Source organism: Streptomyces rubellomurinus, assembly GCF_000961885.1.
GTDB lineage: Bacteria > Actinomycetota > Actinomycetes > Streptomycetales > Streptomycetaceae > Kitasatospora > Kitasatospora rubellomurina.
On sequence record NZ_JZKH01000070.1, the window covers coordinates 1 to 18,902 of the forward strand.

13 protein-coding genes and 1 pseudogene are annotated in these 18,902 nt (G+C 74.8%); 2 read left to right on the forward strand and 12 right to left on the reverse strand.

The genetic code is table 11. The features are described 5' to 3' along the window. Positions 1 to 237, forward strand: a pseudogene (locus tag VM95_RS43825) (hypothetical protein); the annotation flags it as partial. Between the two features lie 669 nt (positions 238 to 906). Here the strand turns inward: VM95_RS43825 and VM95_RS27500 are convergent. Next, positions 907 to 1,713: a TrmH family RNA methyltransferase gene (locus VM95_RS27500; protein ID WP_045701562.1), complete on the reverse strand. Its 807-nt coding sequence runs from the start codon at positions 1,711 to 1,713 to the stop codon at positions 907 to 909. Between the two features lie 89 nt (positions 1,714 to 1,802). On the opposite strand from VM95_RS27500, the gene VM95_RS27505 reads away from it, so the two are divergent. Next, on the forward strand, positions 1,803 to 4,538 hold the full coding sequence (locus tag VM95_RS27505) for a SpoIIE family protein phosphatase (RefSeq protein ID WP_078860621.1): 2,736 nt from the start codon (positions 1,803 to 1,805) through the stop codon (positions 4,536 to 4,538). A gap of 74 nt (positions 4,539 to 4,612) precedes the next feature. On the opposite strand, the gene cobA is transcribed toward VM95_RS27505, so the two are convergent. From cobA to VM95_RS27560, 11 genes are all read right to left on the reverse strand, one after another. Then, positions 4,613 to 5,860: a uroporphyrinogen-III C-methyltransferase gene (cobA, locus tag VM95_RS27510; protein WP_045701565.1), complete on the reverse strand. Its 1,248-nt coding sequence runs from the start codon at positions 5,858 to 5,860 to the stop codon at positions 4,613 to 4,615. A 108-nt stretch (positions 5,861 to 5,968) separates the two neighbouring features. Further along, positions 5,969 to 9,736, reverse strand: coding sequence for a nicotinate-nucleotide--dimethylbenzimidazole phosphoribosyltransferase (cobT, locus tag VM95_RS27515; RefSeq protein ID WP_078860622.1), 3,768 nt, complete (start codon positions 9,734 to 9,736; stop codon positions 5,969 to 5,971). A 482-nt stretch (positions 9,737 to 10,218) separates the two neighbouring features. Beyond that, positions 10,219 to 11,475: a precorrin-6y C5,15-methyltransferase (decarboxylating) subunit CbiE gene (cbiE, locus tag VM95_RS27520; protein ID WP_045701568.1), complete on the reverse strand. Its 1,257-nt coding sequence runs from the start codon at positions 11,473 to 11,475 to the stop codon at positions 10,219 to 10,221. Between the two features lie 198 nt (positions 11,476 to 11,673). Then, positions 11,674 to 12,309, reverse strand: coding sequence for a GNAT family N-acetyltransferase (locus VM95_RS27525; RefSeq protein ID WP_045701570.1), 636 nt, complete (start codon positions 12,307 to 12,309; stop codon positions 11,674 to 11,676). A gap of 208 nt (positions 12,310 to 12,517) precedes the next feature. Further along, entirely contained in the window at positions 12,518 to 13,342 is an 825-nt protein-coding gene (locus VM95_RS27530) for a MetQ/NlpA family ABC transporter substrate-binding protein (RefSeq protein ID WP_045701572.1), read from the reverse strand. A 57-nt stretch (positions 13,343 to 13,399) separates the two neighbouring features. Then, complete coding sequence (locus tag VM95_RS27535) at positions 13,400 to 14,134, reverse strand: methionine ABC transporter permease (RefSeq protein WP_045701633.1); 735 nt, start codon at positions 14,132 to 14,134, stop codon at positions 13,400 to 13,402. Between the two features lie 5 nt (positions 14,135 to 14,139). Continuing rightward, on the reverse strand, positions 14,140 to 15,165 hold the full coding sequence (locus VM95_RS27540) for a methionine ABC transporter ATP-binding protein (protein ID WP_045701574.1): 1,026 nt from the start codon (positions 15,163 to 15,165) through the stop codon (positions 14,140 to 14,142). Positions 15,166 to 15,733: 568 nt separating this feature from the next. Further along, complete coding sequence (locus tag VM95_RS27545; protein WP_045701576.1) at positions 15,734 to 16,237, reverse strand: GNAT family N-acetyltransferase; 504 nt, start codon at positions 16,235 to 16,237, stop codon at positions 15,734 to 15,736. A gap of 196 nt (positions 16,238 to 16,433) precedes the next feature. Continuing rightward, complete coding sequence (locus VM95_RS27550) at positions 16,434 to 16,691, reverse strand: RNA polymerase sigma factor (protein WP_052707617.1); 258 nt, start codon at positions 16,689 to 16,691, stop codon at positions 16,434 to 16,436. Positions 16,692 to 16,799: 108 nt separating this feature from the next. After that, positions 16,800 to 18,224: an argininosuccinate lyase gene (gene argH, locus VM95_RS27555; protein WP_045701578.1), complete on the reverse strand. Its 1,425-nt coding sequence runs from the start codon at positions 18,222 to 18,224 to the stop codon at positions 16,800 to 16,802. A 114-nt stretch (positions 18,225 to 18,338) separates the two neighbouring features. Beyond that, entirely contained in the window at positions 18,339 to 18,887 is a 549-nt protein-coding gene (locus tag VM95_RS27560) for an arginine repressor (protein ID WP_045701579.1), read from the reverse strand. Positions 18,888 to 18,902 lie beyond the last annotated feature (15 nt).

The window sequence follows — 18,902 nt, forward strand, 5'->3', positions numbered from 1 at the left end:
GCCGCGACCTGGCGCACCTCGGCGGCCGACCCGCAGGCCACGGCCAGCTGGCGGCTCGACGGCGGCACCGTCGTCCGCGAGGAACGCGTCGCCGCGACCGGCGCGATCGCCTCCACCCGCTACACCGTGCGGGCCGACGGCACCCTCGACGAATCCTGGCCCGGCGCCGGCGCCGCCTCCCCCACCAGCCCACCCCCAGCCGCCGCCCCCGCCCCACCCACCGCCCCCACGGGCTGACCCCCACCGGCGCTGGAAGTCGGCCGGGCCGACATCCGGTGCAGGCTGCGCCCCAGCCGCAGCGCCCGTGCGCGAGAAGTCGAAGGGGTCGACTTCTCGCGCAGCTGGGGCCCCCAGCCGACCGGCCGCATGGGGCCACGGGGTCAGCTAGAACACTGATGCGCAGGAAGTCGGACGGGCCGACATCCGGTGCGGGCCGCCGGCCTGGCCAAACCACGATCAGCCGCCGCCCACCGAGAAAACGATGGCGCGCGGGAAGTCGGGCCGGCCGACTTCCCGCGCAGGCGAGGCCGACGAAGCAGATGGCTCGCGCCCTGGGAGGCCGACTCCAGCACGAGAAGTCGGACGGGCCGACTTCCTGCGCAGGCACCCGGGTGGGCCGGCTTCCGACGCAGGCCGTCGTAGGCAAGGCATGGGATCAGCTGACGCCCTGGCCGGGCGGGGGTGGGAGGGGCCGACTTCGTGCGCAGATGGCAGGGTCCGGGCCCGGGAGGCCGAGCGCGGCGTGAGAAGTCGGAGGGGCCGACTTCCTGTGGGGGTGGGGAAGCCTGGGCTTGGCCGCGCAGGGGGTCGCGCGGGCCGACTTTCCTGTTGGGGGGCGGCGAGGCTCGGGCTTGGTTGCGCAGGAAGTCGGAGGGGCCGACTTCCTGCGCAAGGAGCGCAGCGGGGTCAGGCGGTGGTGACGGCGTAGAAGGCTACGGCGGCTGCGGCGCCGACGTTGAGGGAGTCGATGCCGTGGGCCATGGGGATGCGGACGGGGTGGTCGGCGGCGGCGAGGGCGGCGGGGGTGAGGCCGTCGCCTTCGGCGCCGAGCATGAGGGCGGCCTTGGGGAGGCGCTGGGGAGTGAGCTCGGCGAGGTCGACGGCGGTGTCGGCCGGGGTGAGGGCGAGCAGGCTGAAGCCCGCCTCGCGGACGGTGGTGAGGGCGGCCGGCCAGGGTTCGAGGCGGGCGTACGGGACGGCGAAGACGGCGCCCATCGAGACCTTGACGGCCCGCCGGTAGAGCGGGTCCGCGCAGTCGGGCGAGAGCAGGACGGCGTCCATGCCGAGGGCGGCCGCGCTGCGGAAGATCGCGCCGAGGTTGGTGTGGTCGACCAGGCCTTCGAGGACGGCGACCCGGCGGGCTCCGGCGAGGAGTTCGGCGGCGGCCGGGAGGGGCTTGCGCTCCATCGAGGCGAGCGCGCCGCGGTGGACGTGGTAGCCGGTGACGGCTTCGGCGAGGCCCGGCTCGACGACGTGGACGGGGGCGTCGGCCTCGGCGATGACGTCGGCCATCACCTCCAGCCACTTGGGGGTCAGCAGCATCGACCGCATCCGGTAGCCGGCGGCGAGGGCGCGGCGGATGACCTTCTCCCCCTCGGCGATGAACAGGCCCTCGGCCGGTTCGCGGCGGCGGCGCAGTTCGACGTCGGTGAGGCCGGTGTAGTCGGCGAGGCGCGGGTCGGCGGGGTCGGTGACGGTGCTGGGTTCGGACACCCTGCGATCTTGCCAAGCCGGGGCGGGGAAGGCCAAACGGTGGACCGGGCGGGGTGGTCCCGAGCCAGCAGGGGTGCAAATATGACCGTATGGCCCGTTCCCCGGGCCGATCCTGGGCTCCGTCGGCCTCTGGTGCTCCTGGCTCCGCCGACTCCTCCGGTGGTCGCCCACGCGGTCGGCACCAGCTGCACCGCGCGAAGCCGCCGCGGTCGACGCGGCACCGGTCGGTGGCCGGGCAGGTCTTCGCGCTGCAACTGCTCGTCGTCCTGCTGCTGGTGGCGGGGGCCGTCGTGGCACTGGTGGTGCAGTCGCACAACGACGCCGACAACGAGGCCCGGAACCGGTCGGTGGCGGTCGCGCAGGCCTTCGCCAACTCGCCGGGCATCGTGGACGCGCTGCGCTCCCCCGATCCGACCGCGGTCCTGCAGCCGAAGGCGCAGTCCGTCCGGGTCTCCTCGGGCGTGGACTTCGTCGTGGTGCTGAACAACCAGGGCATCCGGTACACCCACCCGAACCCGGCCCGGATCGGCCAGAAGTTCATCGGCACCTACGAGCCCGCGCTGCGCGGCGAGGTGGTGACCCAGCACCTGACCGGCACGCTGGGCCCGCTGGTGCAGGCGGTGGTCCCGGTGTACGCGCCGGACGGCTCGGTGGTCGGGCTGGTGTCGGCGGGCGTCACCCTGAGCAACGTCTCGACCGCGAGCGAGCGCCAGCTGCCGGTGGTCCTCGGCGCCGCGGCGGGCGCGATCGGGCTGGCCACGCTCGGCACGGCACTGATCAGCCGGCGGCTGCGGCGGCAGACGCACGGGCTGGGCCCGGTCGAGATGACCCGGATGTACGAGCACCACGCGGCGGTGCTGCACGCGGTGCGCGAGGGCGTCATGATCGTCACCGACGGGCGGCTGCTGCTCTGCAACGACGAGGCGCGCCGACTGCTCGACCTGCCGCCGGACGCGGAGGGCCGGCCGGTCGCCGAGCTGGGCCTGGAGCCCGTCCCGCTGGCGCTGCTGACCGCCGGGCGGCCGGTGAGCGACGAGGTGGTGATGGCCGGGGAGCGGCTGATCGCGGTGAACGTCCGGCTCACCGACCAGGCGGGCGGCCCGCCGGGCTGCGTGGCCACGCTGCGTGACTCCACCGAGCTGCTGGCGCTGACCGGGCGGGTCGAGACCGCGCAGCACCGGCTGAAGCTGCTGTACGACGCCGGGGTGACGGTGGGCAGCACGCTGGACGTGACCACGACGGCGGAGGAGCTGGCGCAGGTCGCGGTGCCGCGGTTCGCGGACTTCGTCACGGTCGACCTCGCCGAGCAGGTGCTGACCGGCGAGGAGCCCCCGCCGGGCGCCTCGCTGGGCCGGATGCGGCGCGCGGCCTTCGCCGGGGTGCGGACGGACGGGCCGTTCCACCCGGTGGGCACGGTGCTGGACGTCGTCCCCGAGACGCCGCTGGCCGGGGCGCTGGACAGCGGTGAGCCCGGTCTGGAGCCGCACCTGACCGAGGCGGACGACTGGCGGCTGCAGGACCCGGAGCGCTCGGCGCAGGTGCTGGAGTACGGCGTGCACTCGCTGCTCCGGGTGCCGATGCGGGCGCGCGGGGTGCTGCTGGGGGTGGCGCGGTTCTGGCGGGCGCAGCGGGCGGAGCCGTTCGAGCCGGACGACCTGGCGCTGGCCGAGGAGCTGGTGGCGCACGCGGCGGTGTGCGTGGACAACGCGCGGCGGTACACCCGGGAACACGCGATGGCGGTGACGCTGCAGCACAGCCTGCTGCCGCGCAGCCTGCCGCAGCAGAACGCGCTGGACGTCGCGTACCGCTACCTGCCGGCCCAGGCCGGGGTGGGCGGGGACTGGTTCGACGTGATCCCGCTGCCGGGGGCGCGGGTGGCGCTGGTGGTGGGGGACGTGGTGGGGCACGGGCTGCACGCGGCGGCGACCATGGGGCGGCTGCGCACGGCGATCCACAACTTCTCGACGCTCGACCTGCCGCCGGACGAACTGCTCGGGCACCTGGACGAGTTGGTGAACCGGATCGACCAGGAGGAGGCGGCCGGCGAGGGCACCGGGCTGGCCGGGGCGACCTGCCTGTACGCGATCTACGACCCGGTGTCGCGCCGCTGCACGCTGGCTAGCGCCGGGCACCCGGCGCCGGCCGTGGTGGATCCGCAGGGCCGGGTGGTCTTCGCCGAGCTGCCGACCGGGCCGCCGCTCGGGCTGGCGGCGCTGCCGTTCGAGGCCGTCGAGCTGGAGCTGGCGGAGGGCAGCCGGCTGGTGCTGTTCACCGACGGCCTGGTGGTTGACCGCACCCGGGATCTGGACACCGGGCTGGAGCTGCTGCGCTCCTCGCTGGCCGGGCCGGCGCGCACGCCCGAGCAGACCTGCGCCGACCTGCTCGGGGCGCTGCTGCCGGCGGATCCGCAGGACGACATCGCGCTGCTGGTGGCGCAGACCAGGGTGCTGCCGGCGGACCACGTGGCGGAGTGGGAGGTGTCGCCCGATCCGGCGGCGGTGGGCGGCGTCCGGGCGGCGGTGGCGCGGCGGCTGGCGGAGTGGGGGCTGGACGAGGCGGCGTTCGTCACCGAGCTGATCCTGAGCGAGCTGGTGACCAACGCGATCCGGTACGGCTCCGGGCCGATCCGGGTGCGGCTGCTGCGGGACCGGTCGCTGATCTGCGAGGTGGCGGACGGCAGCAGTACCTCGCCGCACCTGCGGTACGCGGCGACCGAGGACGAGGGCGGGCGCGGGCTGTTCCTGGTCGCGCAGTTCGCGGACCGCTGGGGGACGCGGTACACGGCGACCGGGAAGGTGATCTGGACGGAGCAGCCGCTGGAGTGACCGGCGCCCCAACACGCGGAGTGGGAAGTCGGACCGGCCGACTTCCCACTCCGTGAACCGTCCTGCCGACCGTCCTACGGGCGGAAGGCGGCGGCCAGGACGTTGACGACGTCGCCGATGACGATCACCGCGGGCGGCTTGACGCCCTCGGCCGCGACGACCTCGCCGACCGTGCCGAGGGTGGCGTCGACCCGGCGCTGGGCCGCGGTGGTGCCCTCCTGGACGACCGCGACCGGGGTGTCGGCCGGCCGGCCGTACTCGATCAGCCGGGCCGCGATGGCGCCGATCTTGTCCACCGCCATCAGCAGCACCAGGGTGCCGCTCATCTTCGCGGCGGCCTCCCAGTTGGTGAGCGAGCGCTCGTCGTCCGGGCCGACGTGGCCGGAGATCACGGTGAACTCGTGGGTCAGGCCGCGGTGGGTGACCGGGACGCCGGCCGCCGCCGGGACGCTGATCGAGCTGGAGATGCCCGGGACGACGGTGACCGGGATGCCCTCCTCGGCGCAGGCCAGCAGCTCCTCGCCGCCGCGCCCGAAGACGTACGGGTCGCCGCCCTTGAGCCGCACCACGAACCGGCCCGCCTTGGCGTGCTCGATCAGGGTGCGGTTGATCGCCTCCTGGGCCATGAACCGGCCGTAGGGGATCTTGGAGGCGTCGATGACCTCGACGTGCTCGGGCAGCTCGGCGAGCAGCTCGCGCGGGGCGAGGCGGTCGGTGACGACCACGTCGGCGTCGGCGAGCAGCCGGCGGCCGCGCACGGTGATCAGGTCCGGGTCGCCGGGGCCGCCGCCGACCAGGGCCACCCCGGCGCCGCGGGTGCGGTACTGGCGGGCGGCCAGCGAGCCGTCCCGCAGGCCGTCCACGATCGCGTCGCGCAGGGCGGCGGAGTGGCGCGGGTCCCCGGTGAGGACGGCGACGGTGGCGCCCGCGTCGCGGCCGCTGGCCGGGGTCCAGGCGGTGGCGGCGGCGGCGTCGTCGCTGCGGGAGCAGAACACCCGCGCGCGCTCGGCCTCGGCGCTGACCGCCTCGTTGACCGCCTGGTCGTCGGTGGCGACCAGGGCGTACCAGGCGCCGGCCAGGTCGCCGTCCTGGTAGGGGCGGGCGTGCCAGGTGACCTCGCCCGCGTCGGCCATGGCCTGGACGGCCGGGGTGGTGGCCGGGGATATCAGGTGCACCTCCGCGCCGGAGGCGATCAGGGCCGGCAGCCGCCGCTGCGCGACCTGGCCGCCGCCGACCACGACGACGCGGCGGCCGGCCAGCAGCAGGCCGACCGGGTAGGGCGTACGGCCCTCGGTGCTGGGGTGCGGGGTGGGCGCGGTCATCGGCGGTGCTCCTGGTCGGGGGTGAGGGGGTGTGCGGATGGGACGGCGATACGCCGCTCCGCGGGCCGGCGCGCCCTCGGGCCGGTCCGCGGAGCGGTGACGGGTGCGTCAGGCCTTCTCGGTGACCCCGGCGGAGTCGAAGGTGGCTACATCGTGCATCGCGCGGGCCGCACTCTGCACCAGCGGGAGGGCCAGCAGGGCGCCGGTGCCCTCGCCGAGGCGCAGGTCGAGGTCGATCAGCGGACGCAGGCCGAGCTTCGCCAGCGCGGCCTGGTGGCCGGGCTCGGCGGAGCGGTGGCCGGCGATGCAGGCCGCCAGCACCTCGGGGGCGATCGCCTTGGCCACCAGCGCGGCCGAGCCGGCGATCACGCCGTCCAGCACCACCGGGGTGCGCAGCGAGGCGGCGCCCAGCAGGAAGCCGGCGATGGCCGCGTGCTCCAGGCCGCCGACCGCGGCGAGGACGCCGATCGGGTCCTCCGGGTCGGGCTGGTGCAGGGCCAGCGCGGCGCGGATGACCTCGACCTTGCGGGCGTGGGTCTCGTCGTCGATGCCGGTGCCGCGGCCGGTGACCTCGGCCGGGTCGAGGCCGGTGAACACCGAGATCAGGGCGGCCGAGGCGGTGGTGTTGGCGATGCCCATGTCGCCGGTGACCAGCGCCTTGTTGCCCGCCGCGACCAGGTCGCGGGCGGTCTCGATGCCGACCTCGATCGCCTTCAGGGCCTCCTCGCGGCTCATCGCCGGGCCCTGCGTCATGTCGTCCGTGCCGGGCTTGACCTTGCGCGGCAGCAGGCCGGTGGCGCGGCCCTGCTGGACGGCGTCCGGCAGGTCGGCGGCGACGCCGACGTCCACCACGCAGACCTCGGTGCCGATCTGCTTGGCGAAGGAGTTGATCACCGCTCCCCCGGCCAGGAAGTTGCCGACCATCTGGGCGGTCACCTCCTGCGGCCAGGGGGTGACGCCCTGGGCGTGCACGCCGTGGTCGCCCGCGAAGATCGCCACGCAGGCGGGCTCCGGGATCGGCGGCGGGCACTTGCGGGACAGGCCGCACAGCTGGGCGGAGATGATCTCCAGCATGCCGAGCGAGCCGGCGGGCTTGGTCATCCGCTTCTGCCGGTCCCAGGCCTCGCCGAGCGCCTTGGCGTCCAGCGGGCGGATGCCGCGCAGGGTGTCGGCCAGCAGGCTCTGCGGCTCCTCGCCGGGCAGCGCGCGGTTGCCGTACTGCTCCTCGTGGACCACCCAGGACAGCGGGCGCTTCTTCGCCCAGCCCTGCTGCTCCAGCTCGGGCTCGTCCGGGAAGGAGTCCACGAAGCCGACGCAGAGGTAGGCGACGACCTCCAGGTGCTCGGGCAGGCCCAGCTCGCGGACCAGCTCCTCGTCGTCGAAGAAGCTCACCCAGCCGACGCCCAGGCCCTCGGCGCGGGCGGCCAGCCAGAGGTTCTCCACGGCCAGGGCGGCGGAGTACGGGGCCATCTGCGGCTGGGTGTGGCGGCCCAGGGTGTGGCGGCCGCCGCGGGTTCGGTCGGCCGTCACCACGATGTTGACCGGGGTGTCGAGGATGGCCTCGATCTTGATCTCGCGGAACTGCTTGGCGCGGCCCTTGGGCAGCGAGTCCGCGTACGCCTCGCGCTGGCGCTCGGCCAGGGCGTGCATCTTCTTGCGGGTCTTCGCGGAGCGGATCACCACGAAGTCCCACGGCTGCGAGTAGCCGACGCTGGGCGCGGTGTGGGCGGCCTCCAGGACGCGGATCAGCACCTCGTGCGGGATCGGGTCCGGGCGGAAGCCGTTGCGGATGTCGCGGCGCTCGCGGATCACCTGGTGGACGGCGTCGCGGCCAGCCTCGTCGTAGCCGGGGGCGGCCGGGCCGCGCGGCTCGGCGGGCTCCTGGGGCTCCTCGGCGGCGGCCGAGCCCTCGGGCTGGTCCGGCTGCTCGGCGGGGGCGGGCTGCTCGGCGGCCGGCTCCTGGGCGGCGGGCTGCTCGGCGCCCGGCTGCTCGGCGGGGGCCTCCTCCTGGGCGGCCTCCGGCTCGGCGGCGGCCGGGGCGGCGGCCTCGGGGGCGGGCTGCTCGGCCTGCTCCGCCGCGACGGCCTGCGGAGCGTCGGCGGCCTGCGGAGCGTCGGCGGCCGCTGCGGGCTGCTCGGGCTGTTCCGGCTGCGGGGCCTGCTCGGCGGCGGGCTCCTCGGCGGCCCGGGGCTCGGCCGGCTGCTCGGCCTGCGCGGCCTGCTCGGCGGCGACCGGCTGCTGCTCCGGCGCGACGGCCTCGGCCGGCTGCTCCGCCACGGGCTGCTCGGCGGCGGCCTGCTCGGTGGCGGGCTCGACCGGCTCGGCGGCCTGGGCCTGCGCGGGCGCCTCGGCCTGCGCCGGCGCCTCCGGCTGGGGCTGCTCGCCCTCGGCGGCCGACTCGCCGACGGCCTGACCGGACGGCATCTCGCCGGTGCCGGCGGCGGTCTCGGCGACCGGCTCGACGACGGCCTGCTCACCCGGCTGCGCCTCGACAACCTGCTCGACACCCGGCTCGGCAACCGGCTCGACAGCCTGCTCGGCGTGCTCCGCCACGACGGCCTGCGGCGCGTCGGCGGCCGCTATGGGCGCGTGCTGCGGCTGCGCCGCCTCCGGCTCGACGGCCGGGGCCTGCTCGGCGGCCTCGACCGTGGGCAGGCCGTGCGGGGTGGGCGCGGCGAGGAAGGCGGAGATCCGGCGCGGCTGGCCGCCCTGGGCGGGGGCGTCGGCCTGCTCGGCCCCGCCCTCGACGGCGACGGCCTCGACGGCGGCGACCGCCTCGGCGGCCTGTTCGACGGCCACGGCCTCCACGGCGACCGTCTCCACGGCCACGGTTTCGACGGCGACGCCCTCGGCGGCCGGAGCCTCGGCCACGACGGCCTGCGGCGCGACCGCCTCGACGACCCCCGCGACCTCCGCCACCGGAGCGGCCTGGGCCGCCTCCGGCGTCTCGACGACCTCGACGACCTCGATCGCGCCGACCGTCTCGACGGTCAGCACGCCGTCGACCTGCGGCACGCCCGCCGGAGCCTGCGGGAAGCCCTGCTCCTGCGGCACCTGCTGGACACCCTGGACGTCCTGAACGTGCTGGACGCCCTGGACGCCCTCGGCCACCGGAGCCGTGACCATCTGCGGCGCCACCCCGACGGCCTGCGGCGCGGGAGCGACGGGCTCGGCCACCGGCGGCCGTCCGACCACCGGGATGCCGTGCGCCGGCGTGCCGCCCTGCGAGGGACCGCGGTCGGCCAGCGAACGGACCGGCACCTGGCCGGTCATCAGCGACGGGTCCGGGATCGGCGGTCCGGCGTGCAGCGGCCGACGCGGCTGCTGGACCTGCGCGACCGGCTGCCCGGCCTGCGCCTGCGCGGGGACGCCGTGGACGGGCGGCTGCTGCGCGTGCTCGCCGCCGAGCACCGGCGGCTCGACCGGCGGCCAGGACGGCTCGACCGGCAGGCCGTCCGGCTGCGGGGCGAACGCGGTCTGGTCGACCGGGGCGGGCGCCAACGGCTCGCCCCAGGAGCCCTGCGGACCGGGCATCAGCAGCACGTCCTCCTCCTCGTCCAGCCCGTCCGGCTGGTCGAGGAAGTGGAAGGCCGGGCGCGGCGCGCCCTGGTCGACGGCCCAGCCGTCGCCGGGCATGCCGGGGGCCGGGACGGTGAAGCCGGGCTGGGCCTGCGGCGGGACGGCGCCGGCGCCCGGGGGCACCGCGCCGGGCAGACCGCCGAGCGGCGCCGCCGGGTTCGGGATCATTCCGCCGTCCGTCGCGACGCCCTGCAGGGGTGCAACGCCCGCGACGCCCTCCGGTCCGCCGAGCGGGTCCGGCCCGGCGTGCAGGTGCTCCGGCAGTCCCTCGCCCGGGACGTGGCCGCCATCGGTCATTGTCAAAGCTCCTTCCAGGCCGCTGCCGCGCCCCTTGGCGACGCGATCACCGACCGCAGCGCCGATCCGCACGGGCCGGGCCTGCACCGACCCGCCCCTCAACCACACGCGGCCGCCGCGCCGAGGCGCTGCGGCCAAGTCCTTCCGGCGCGCTGCGGCACCCCGGCCCGGGCACCGCCCGAGGGGGCGGCGCACCATCTGAAACAACGACGGCCCGGAGCAACCGGCACGACCGCACCGGACCCTACGGCATTCTCCAGGTCCGACGTGCGGCCCGTCGAATTGCCCACACTCCGAGCGGAATCGGGTTGCACCACGTCAAAAAGGTGACAAACCGACCGAATCGGTCGGGTCGCCGACGGCTGCAGCCGCCTGGGACGCCACACTACCGGCCCGGCGAGGTCACCTCTCGAATCGGTGTCCGGATGCGACCGGGATCACCGCCGGGGCCGCCGGGCGCACCCGGCGCGCACCCCGTGCCTTCACAGGATCTGCTCACCCCAGAGCAGCAGCACGGCACCCGCGCCGGCACCGACTTCCAGCCCGTCGCCCTCGTCGGCGCCGCGCAGCGGGGTCGCCTGCAGCAGCACGCCCTCGGCCCGGTAGCCGGCCTCGGTGATCGCCCGGCGGACCTGCTCCGCCTCGCCGAGCGTCCGGGGCACCGCGACGAACCGCTCGGGCTTGCGGGCCAGCACCGCGCGCACCACGTCCAGTCCGCCGGACTCGACCACGGCGGCGTCCGGCTCGGGCAGGCCGCCCAGCACCTCGGGGCCGTGGCCGTGCACGGTCTCCACCTCGACCCCGTACCGGCGGGCGTTGACGGTCAGTCGGGCGCAGGCCGAGCGGGAGGCCTCGACGGCCACGACGGCGGCGCCGAACCGGGCCGCCTCCACCGCGAGGGCGCCGTTGCCCGCGCCGACCGACCAGACCAGGTCCCCGGGGCGGGCACCCAGTCGGGCGAGCACCAGCGCACGGGCGTGCGCGGGGAGCGCTTCCGGTGCGCCGGTCCCGTCCTCCGCGCGCCCGGCGCCCGCGTAGGCGTCGGCGGGGAGCGCCCAGCCGCGCTCCGCGCCGGGGTAGCCGACCGGGCGGCCGGCCAGCCAGCCGGCCGTCTCGTCCACCGGGCCGGACTGGGCGCCGCCGCCGATCACCAGCACCACGTTGGGGTCGCGCCAGACGTGGTCGGCGATCCGGTCGGAGGTCAGGACGGTGACGTCCTCCTCCTCGGTGCCGAGCGCCTCGCAGACCACGAAGGTCCGGTGCACCCCGCGCAGCATCAGGGCGAGTTCGCCCGGGCCGGCGCCCGGCGCGGTGAGCACCGCGACCTTGGGGTGGGCCCGGCAGATGTTGGCCGCGCGGCGCAGCCGTCCGCCGTGGGCGCTGACCACCTGGGCGTCCTCCCAGGGCATGCCGGCCCGGGCGAAGGCGGCGGCGACGGAGGAGACGGCGGGCAGGACTTCGAGTTCGAGGCCGTACTCGGGGTTGCGCAGGGCGCGGACGACGCCGAAGAAGCCCGGGTCGCCCTCGGCGACGACGACGGCGGTGCCGCGGTGCTCGGCGATCCTGCGGGCGGCCTGCGGGATGGCGCCGAGGGTGATCCGCTCGGCGTCGGCCGGCACCGGCAGCGCGTTCAGTTGGTAGGGGGCGCCCGCGACCAGGGTCGCGCCGGCGAGGGCCGCGCCGGCGGCCTCGGTCAGCGGTGTGCCGTCCCATCCGATGACCGTGATCCGGTCAGCCATCTGCGGCTGTTCTCCCTCGACTCGATGCGTCCCGGCGCGGCCCGCGGTGACTCGATCCGGTGCGGTCCGGTGCGTCGACGGACCGCGCCGCGGTGCGGCGCCGGTGGAGAGGTTACCGGGTGTGATCCCCCGGAGGCCGACAACTCGCACACATGTCCGTGCCGGGAGGGTGAAGCGCGGGGGGCGGGGCGGGGGCGGTCAGTCGCGCAGCACGTAGCGGTGGTCGCCGTGCCAGCCGCCGTGCCGCGGGTCGGGCGACTCCAGGTCCTCCGGGAGCAGGCTCCACAGGATGAGGTCGCTGCGGCTCTCCTCGGTCACCTCGCCGGACTCGCCGCGCACTATCCACGCGCTGCGCAGCACGCCCTCGCTGATGCCGCCGATCTTCTGGGCGACCTGCTGGGCGGCGGTGTTCCCGGCGGCGGTGCGCATCTCCAGGCGCAGGAAGTCGCGGTCCTCGAAGAGCCACTGGGCGACGCCGAGCACGGCCTCCGGCGCGTAGCCCTCGCCGCGCGCCCAGGCGGCGGTGACGTAGGAGATCTCGGTGCCGCGCAGCCGCCAGTCGGTGTTGCGCAGCTCGACCAGGCCGACCAGGCGCTGGGTGAGGTGCTCGGTGACGGCGAACAGGATGCCGCGTCCGGCGGCCCGGTGGGCGGGGGCGAGGGTGCGGGCGAGCTCGGCGGCGTAGGCCTCGGTGAAGGGGTGCGGGAGGTCCGTCCAGGCCAGGACGAGGTCGTCGGCCATCATCGCGGCGAGGCCCGGGGCGTCGTCCTCCGCAAGGGGCCGCAGCAGCAGCCGCTCGGTGCTGATGGCGGTCTCGGGGAAGCTCGCTGGCATGCCGTCTCTCCTCGCCGGGTCGTGAACACAACACCGTACGCCTCCGCCGCGACCCGGGCGTCACGCGGTGCGCCCCGCGCACGACGGTACGTCAGAACGCCGTCCGCGGGCGCGTCCCTGGTGCATACTGCCCGACCGGGCCCCCGCCGAGGTGCGGCGGGGGCCCGGTCGGGCGCTGCGAGGTGGGGCCGTGGGACGGTCGGGCCGGTCAGAAGGCCGGGATGACCGAGCCCTGGAAGGTGTCGTCGATGTACTTCTTGACCTCGGCGGAGTGCAGCAGGTCGGCCAGCTTCTTCACCCGCGGGTCGTTCTCCTTGCCCTTCTTGACGGCGAGGATGTTGGCGTACGGGTTGCCCTCGGCCTTCTCCAGCAGGAGCGCGTCGGTGGCCGGCTTCAGGCCGGAGTCGAGCGCGTAGTTGCCGTTGATGACGGCGGCGTCGAGGTCGGCGATGGAGCGGGGCAGCTGGGCGGCCTCCAGTTCCTTCCACTTGAAGTTCTTCGGGTTGCCCGTCACGTCGGCCGGGGTGGCGGCGGTGGTGACGCCGTCCTTGAGGGTGATGAGCTTGTTGTCGGCGAGCAGCTTGAGCGCGCGGCCCTCGTTGGTGGCGTCGTTCGGCAGGCCGATGGTGGCGCCGGCCGGCAGGTCGGCGATGGCCTTGACCTTCTTGGAGTAGACGCCGAGCGGCTCCAGGTGGACGGTCTCGACCGAGACGATGTCCGTGCCGTTCTTCTTGTTGAAGTCCTCCAGGTACGGGACGTGCTGGAAGTAGTTGGCGTCGGCCGAACCGTCCTGCACCGCCGTGTTGGGGGTCACGTAGTCGGTGACCTCCTTGATGTCGAGCTTGAGGCCGGCCTTCTCCGCGAGGTTGTCCTTGACGTACTTGAGGATCTGCCCGTGCGGGGTGGGGCTGGCCACGACCTTCAGCGGCGCGTTCGGGTCCGAGGAGGACGAGCCCGAGCTGCTGCAGGCGGCCAGCGAGAGGGCGAGGCCGGCGGTGGCGAGGACACTGGTGAACTTCACAACGGTGCGCACGAAAAGTGCCTTTCTGCGTGATGCGGGGAGCCGCGTCCGGGGTCGGACGAGGGAGGTCTAGGAGGCGACGAGGTCCTCGTCGGGGGTGGGGGTGGCGGCGCGGGGGCGCAGGAGCCGGGTGCGTCCGCCACCGTGGCCGCGGTTGGCCAGCCGGCGCACGGCGTAGTCGCCGGCCAGCTGGATGAGGGTGACGATGATCGCGATCTCGGCCACGATGATCCACATGAAGGCGGTCTCGAAGCGCAGGTAGCCGTAGCGGTAGGCGAGGTCGCCGAGGCCGCCGCCGCCGACCGTGCCGGCCATGGCGGAGTAGCCGATCAGGGCGATGACCGTGGTGGTGACCGAGGCGACGATGCCGGCCAGCGCCTCGGGGACGAGCGTCTTGCGGACCAGCGTCCAGGTGCTGCCGCCCATCGCCTGGACGGCCTCGACCAGGCCGCGGTCGACCTCGCGGACGGAGGTCTCCACCAGCCGCGCGAAGAAGGGGATCGCGCCGACCGTGAGCGGCACGGTGGCGGCCTGCCAGCCGAGCGAACTGCCGCTGACCAGCCGGGTGAAGGAGATCAGCGCGATCATCAGGATGATGAACGGCAGCGAGCGCGCGAGGTTCACGACCGCGCCGAGCACCTTGTTCACCGGCAGGTTCTGCAGCGCCCCGCCCTTGGCGGTGAGCACCAGCAGGACGCCGATCGGCAGCCCGATCACGACGGTGCACACGGTCGAGACGCCGACCATCTGCAGGGTCTCCTGGGTGGCGGGCCACATCAGGTCCGACATCTGGTCCCAGCTCAGGCCACTCATGCCACCGCTCCGTTCGCCGCACCGATCACGTCCACCTGCAGGCCCTGCTCGCGCAGGTAGCCGATCGGCACCACGTTGTCCTGGTGGCCGCCGGACAGCTCGACCCGCATCCGGCCGACCATCCGGCCGGCGATGGTCTCCACGGCCGCGCCGAGGATGTTGATGTCGATCTGGTAGGTGCGGGCGAGCTGGGAGACGAACGGCTGGGCCGAGGTGTCGCCCTGGAAGGTGATCTCCAGCACGGTGGAGCCGGGGTGGCCGGTGCCGAACTCGCTGAGCGGGAACAGCTCGCGGGCCAGCTCGGAGCCGGGCTCGGCCAGCAGGTCGGTCAGCGCGCCGGACTCGACCACCTTGCCGCCGCGCATCAGGGCGGCGGAGTCGCAGACGGACTTGATGACGTCCATCTCGTGGGTGATCAGCAGGACGGTCAGGCCGAGCTGCTGGTTGAGGTCGCGCAGCAGCTTGAGGATCGAGCGGGTGGTCTCCGGGTCGAGCGCCGAGGTGGCCTCGTCGGAGAGCAGCACCTTGGGGTCGCCGGCCAGGGCGCGGGCGATGCCGACGCGCTGCTTCTGGCCGCCGGAGAGCTGGCCCGGGTAGCTGCGGGCCTTGTCGGCGAGGCCGACGAGCTCCAGCAGTTCGCCGGCCTTGCGGCGGCGCTGGGTGCGGTCCAGGCCGATGATCTCCAGCGGGAGTTCGACGTTCTGCTGCACCGTGCGGGAGGAGAGCAGGTTGAAGTGCTGGAAGACCATACCGATGCGGCGGCGCGCCTCGCGCAGCTCCCGGCCGGCCCGGTTCTCGCCGCCGGGCAGCGCGGTCAGCTCGACGCCGTCCACCGTGACGGTGCCGGAGGTCGGGCGCTCCAGCATGTTCACGCAGCGGATGAGGGTGGACTTGCCGGCACCGCTGGTGCCGACGACTCCGTAGACCTCGCCCGCGCGGACGTGCAGGTCGACGCCGGCGAGGGCGGTCACCTCGCGGCCTCGGGAGCGGTAGACCTTGGTCAGGTCCGTGGTGGTGATCACAGCAGCTTCCGTGGGTCGGGGGCGGGCGGCGTCGGTCGACCGCCCGACCGGGGTGCGGTCGGCGGTGTCGTTACGGCGCTTCGCCAAGGGGGGTCCGGACCTGCCACCTCTTGATCGTGGCCGGTGGACGGCGGGGCCGCGCGGCGGCATGGCCCTTACGTGTCACCGGTTCACCGATCGCGGGTCCGCGGCCGCCGCGGGTGGGCGGACGGCCGGGCCGGAGGGTGCGGCAGGTTGGGCGCGCTCACACGGACGGAGCGGCGCGGGAGTCTCGCTTCGGGGCGCGAGGGGTGGGCACCCGCAGGGGGGTGCCGGGGGCGATGGCCCTCAGCGGTGACACATTCGGCGACACATGGCGCGCTCACCTGCCGGCACGGTGCCGGTGGGGGGCCAGTTCGTCGTCGCAGTCATGTGAGCCAGTAAATCAGACGAGTCGATTCGTGCCCAATTGTTTGCCGGGGCTGTCCACCATGCGGACTCCTGACGCTGTGACCAGGGCAGACATGGCTCGGCGCCGCCACCGGAGTGTCCGGATGGTGGCGGCGCCGGGTGTGTTGCCGGGAGCGGGTCAGGCGGTCGCGGCGAGCGGAAGGGTGTCCGGCTTCTTCTCCAGGTGCACGACGCTCAGCCGGCTGTCGACCCGCTCGACGCCGGTCTGGCGGTAGCCCTGGCGGGCGTACAGCCGGAGGTTGCCGAGGCTGCGGTGGCCGGTGAACAGGCGGTAGGCCGCCACCGGGCCGTCCTCGGCCAGGCGCTGCTCCAGCGCCTCCAGCAGACGGCCGCCGAGGCCGTGACGCTGCATCCTCGGGTGGACCACCAGACGCTCTATCCGGCCGACGCCCTCGGTGTCGACGCGGCCGCGGACGGCGCCGACCACCTCGTCGCCCAGGCGGGCGACCAGGACGTGCCGACTGGTCAGTTCCGCGCGCAGGCTCTCCAGGCTCTGCGTCAGCGGCTCGATCGCCCAGTTGCCGTACAGCTCCGCCTCGGGCTGGTAGCCGAGGTACTGGAGCTTGAGGATCTGCTCCGCGTCCTCGGCGTCACCCGCCGAGATGATCACGCTCATGCCCATGTGCAGGGGCCTCCCCATCGTCGTGCCCGGCGCGCAGAGGGTGACGCGCTCACGCTCAGTATCCGAGCGGACGCGCCACCGTCAAGAGCTTCGTTCGCCAGCGCTCTACCCGGGTGTCAGCTTTCCTCAACCTTCGCGGGGGCGGACGTGAGGAGCATCACCCGCGTGCGGGGCCGCCGGCCGGGGCCGCCCGCCGTCACGGATAGCGCTCGGCGTTCAGCAGTCTGCGCAGGCAGGCCAGGCAGCGGGAGCGGGTCGGGCCGATCGAGCCGCGGGGCATGGCGAGCCGTTCGGAGAGCTCGCGGTAGCTGGGCGGCGGGTCCTCGGCGAGGGCGGCGACCAGCTGCGGGCAGCGGCCGGGCAGGGCGGCCACCGTCTCGCGGACCACGCGCAGGCGGCGTTCGGCGAGGTAGACGTCCTCGGCCGAGGGGACGGGCGGAAGGGCAGTGCACACACCGTGGAAGACGGGCCGGAGCGGGCCCGGTTACGGCCGGCCGGGGGCACGCACGCGCGAGGGGCGCGACGGTCGCACCGCCGCGCCCCTCGGGACCGCCGGGCCCGGTCAGGCCTTCGTCCACTCCTGCTGCCGCGCCAGGTCCGCCTTCACCTCGGCGAGCTGGACCGCGACGGCGGAGGGGGCGGTGCCGCCGCGCCCGTTGCGGGAGGCGATGGCGCCGTGCACGCTGAGCACCGAGCGCACCTCGGGCGTCAGGTGCCCGGAGATCGCGGCGAACTGCTCGTCCGTCAGGTCGGACAGCTCGATGCCCTCGGCCTCGCAGACCTTGACGCAGGCGCCGGCCACCTCGTGCGCGACCCGGAACGGGACGCCCTGCTTGACCAGCCACTCGGCGATGTCGGTGGCGAGCGAGAAGCCGGCCGGCGCCAGCTCCTCCAGCCGCTCGGTGTGCACGGTGAGGGTGGCCATCATCCCGGTGAACGCGGGCAGCAGCACCTCCAGCGTGTCGCAGGAGTCGAAGACCGGCTCCTTGTCCTCCTGGAGGTCCCGGTTGTAGGCGAGCGGCAGCGCCTTGAGGGTGGCCAGCAGGCCGGTCAGGTTGCCGATCAGCCGGCCGGACTTGCCGCGGGCCAGCTCGGCGATGTCCGGGTTCTTCTTCTGCGGCATGATCGAGGAGCCGGTGGAGAAGGCGTCGTGCAGCGTGATGAAGCCGAACTCCTTGGTGTTCCAGATGATCACCTCCTCCGCGATCCGGGAGAGGTTGACGCCGATCATCGCGGTGACGAAGGCGAACTCGGCGACGAAGTCGCGCGCCGCGGTGCCGTCGATCGAGTTGCCGACCGAGCCGCCCTCGAAGCCGAGGTCGGCGGCCACGGCCTGTGGGTCGAGGCCGAGCGAGGAGCCGGCCAGCGCGCCGGAGCCGTACGGGGAGACGGCGGTGCGGGCGTCCCACTGGCGCAGCCGCTCGGCGTCCCGGCCGAGGGCCTGCACGTGCGCGAGGACGTGGTGGGCGAAGAGCACGGGCTGGGCGTGCTGGAGGTGAGTGCGGCCCGGCATGGCGGTGTCCGGGTGCGCCTCGGCGAGGCCGACCAGGGCGTGCTGGAGGTCGAGCAGCAGGGCGCCGATGGTCCTGGCGTGGTCCCGCAGGTACATCCGGAACAGGGTGGCGATCTGGTCGTTGCGCGAGCGCCCGGCCCGCAGCTTGCCGCCGAGGTCGGCGCCGAGCCGCTCCAGCAGGCCGCGCTCCAGGGCGGTGTGCACGTCCTCGTCGGCGACGGTGCCGGTGAAGGTGCCCGCCTCGACGTCGGCGAGCAGCTGGTCGAGCCCGCCCAGCATGCCCGCCAGCTCCTCGTCGGAGAGCAGGCCGGCCTTGTGCAGGACGCGGGCGTGCGCCTTGGAACCGGCGATGTCGTACGGCGCGAGGCGCCAGTCGAAGTGGACCGAGGCGGAGAGCCTGGCCAGCGCCTCGGACGGGCCGTCGGCGAAGCGCGCGCCCCAGAGGCGGACGTCGGCGGACTGGTCGGCGGTCATCGCGCGGCTCCTTCACACATTTGCAGCAGGTGGCATAAGTATGCACGAGACCGTATGAAACACAAAACCCCGGCCGGACGGGATCCGTTCGGCCGGGGTTCCGGAGGGCGGGCGCTACTGCGCCTTGGCCTGCGCGAGCTGCATGAGGTGGTCGGCGAGCGCCTGGCCGCCGGACGGGTCGCGGCTGATCAGCAGCACGGTGTCGTCGCCCGCGATGGTGCCGATGATCTCGAACACCTCGGCCTGGTCGATCGCCGAGGCGAGGAACTGCGCGGCTCCGGGCGGGGTGCGCAGCACGACCAGGTTGCCGGAGGCCGTCGCGGAGACCATCAGCTCGCCGGCCAGGCGGGCCATCCGGCCCTCGGTGGCGGACTCCCCCATCGGCGCGCGCGGGGTGCGGTCGCCGCCCTCGGCCGGGACGGCGTAGATGAGCGCGCCGTCCCGGTTGCGGATCTTGACCGCGCCCAGCTCGTCCAGGTCCCGGGAGAGGGTGGCCTGGGTGACCACGAGTCCGTCGTCGGCGAGCAGCTTGGCGAGCTGGCTCTGCGAGCGCACGGGCTGGCGGGTGAGCAGGTCCACGATCCGCCGGTGGCGCGCGGTGCGGGTCTGCGGGACCTGCGGCGTCGGGCCGGCGGCGGAGGAGCCGGAGCTGGAAGCGGTCATGTGATTATTCTCCCG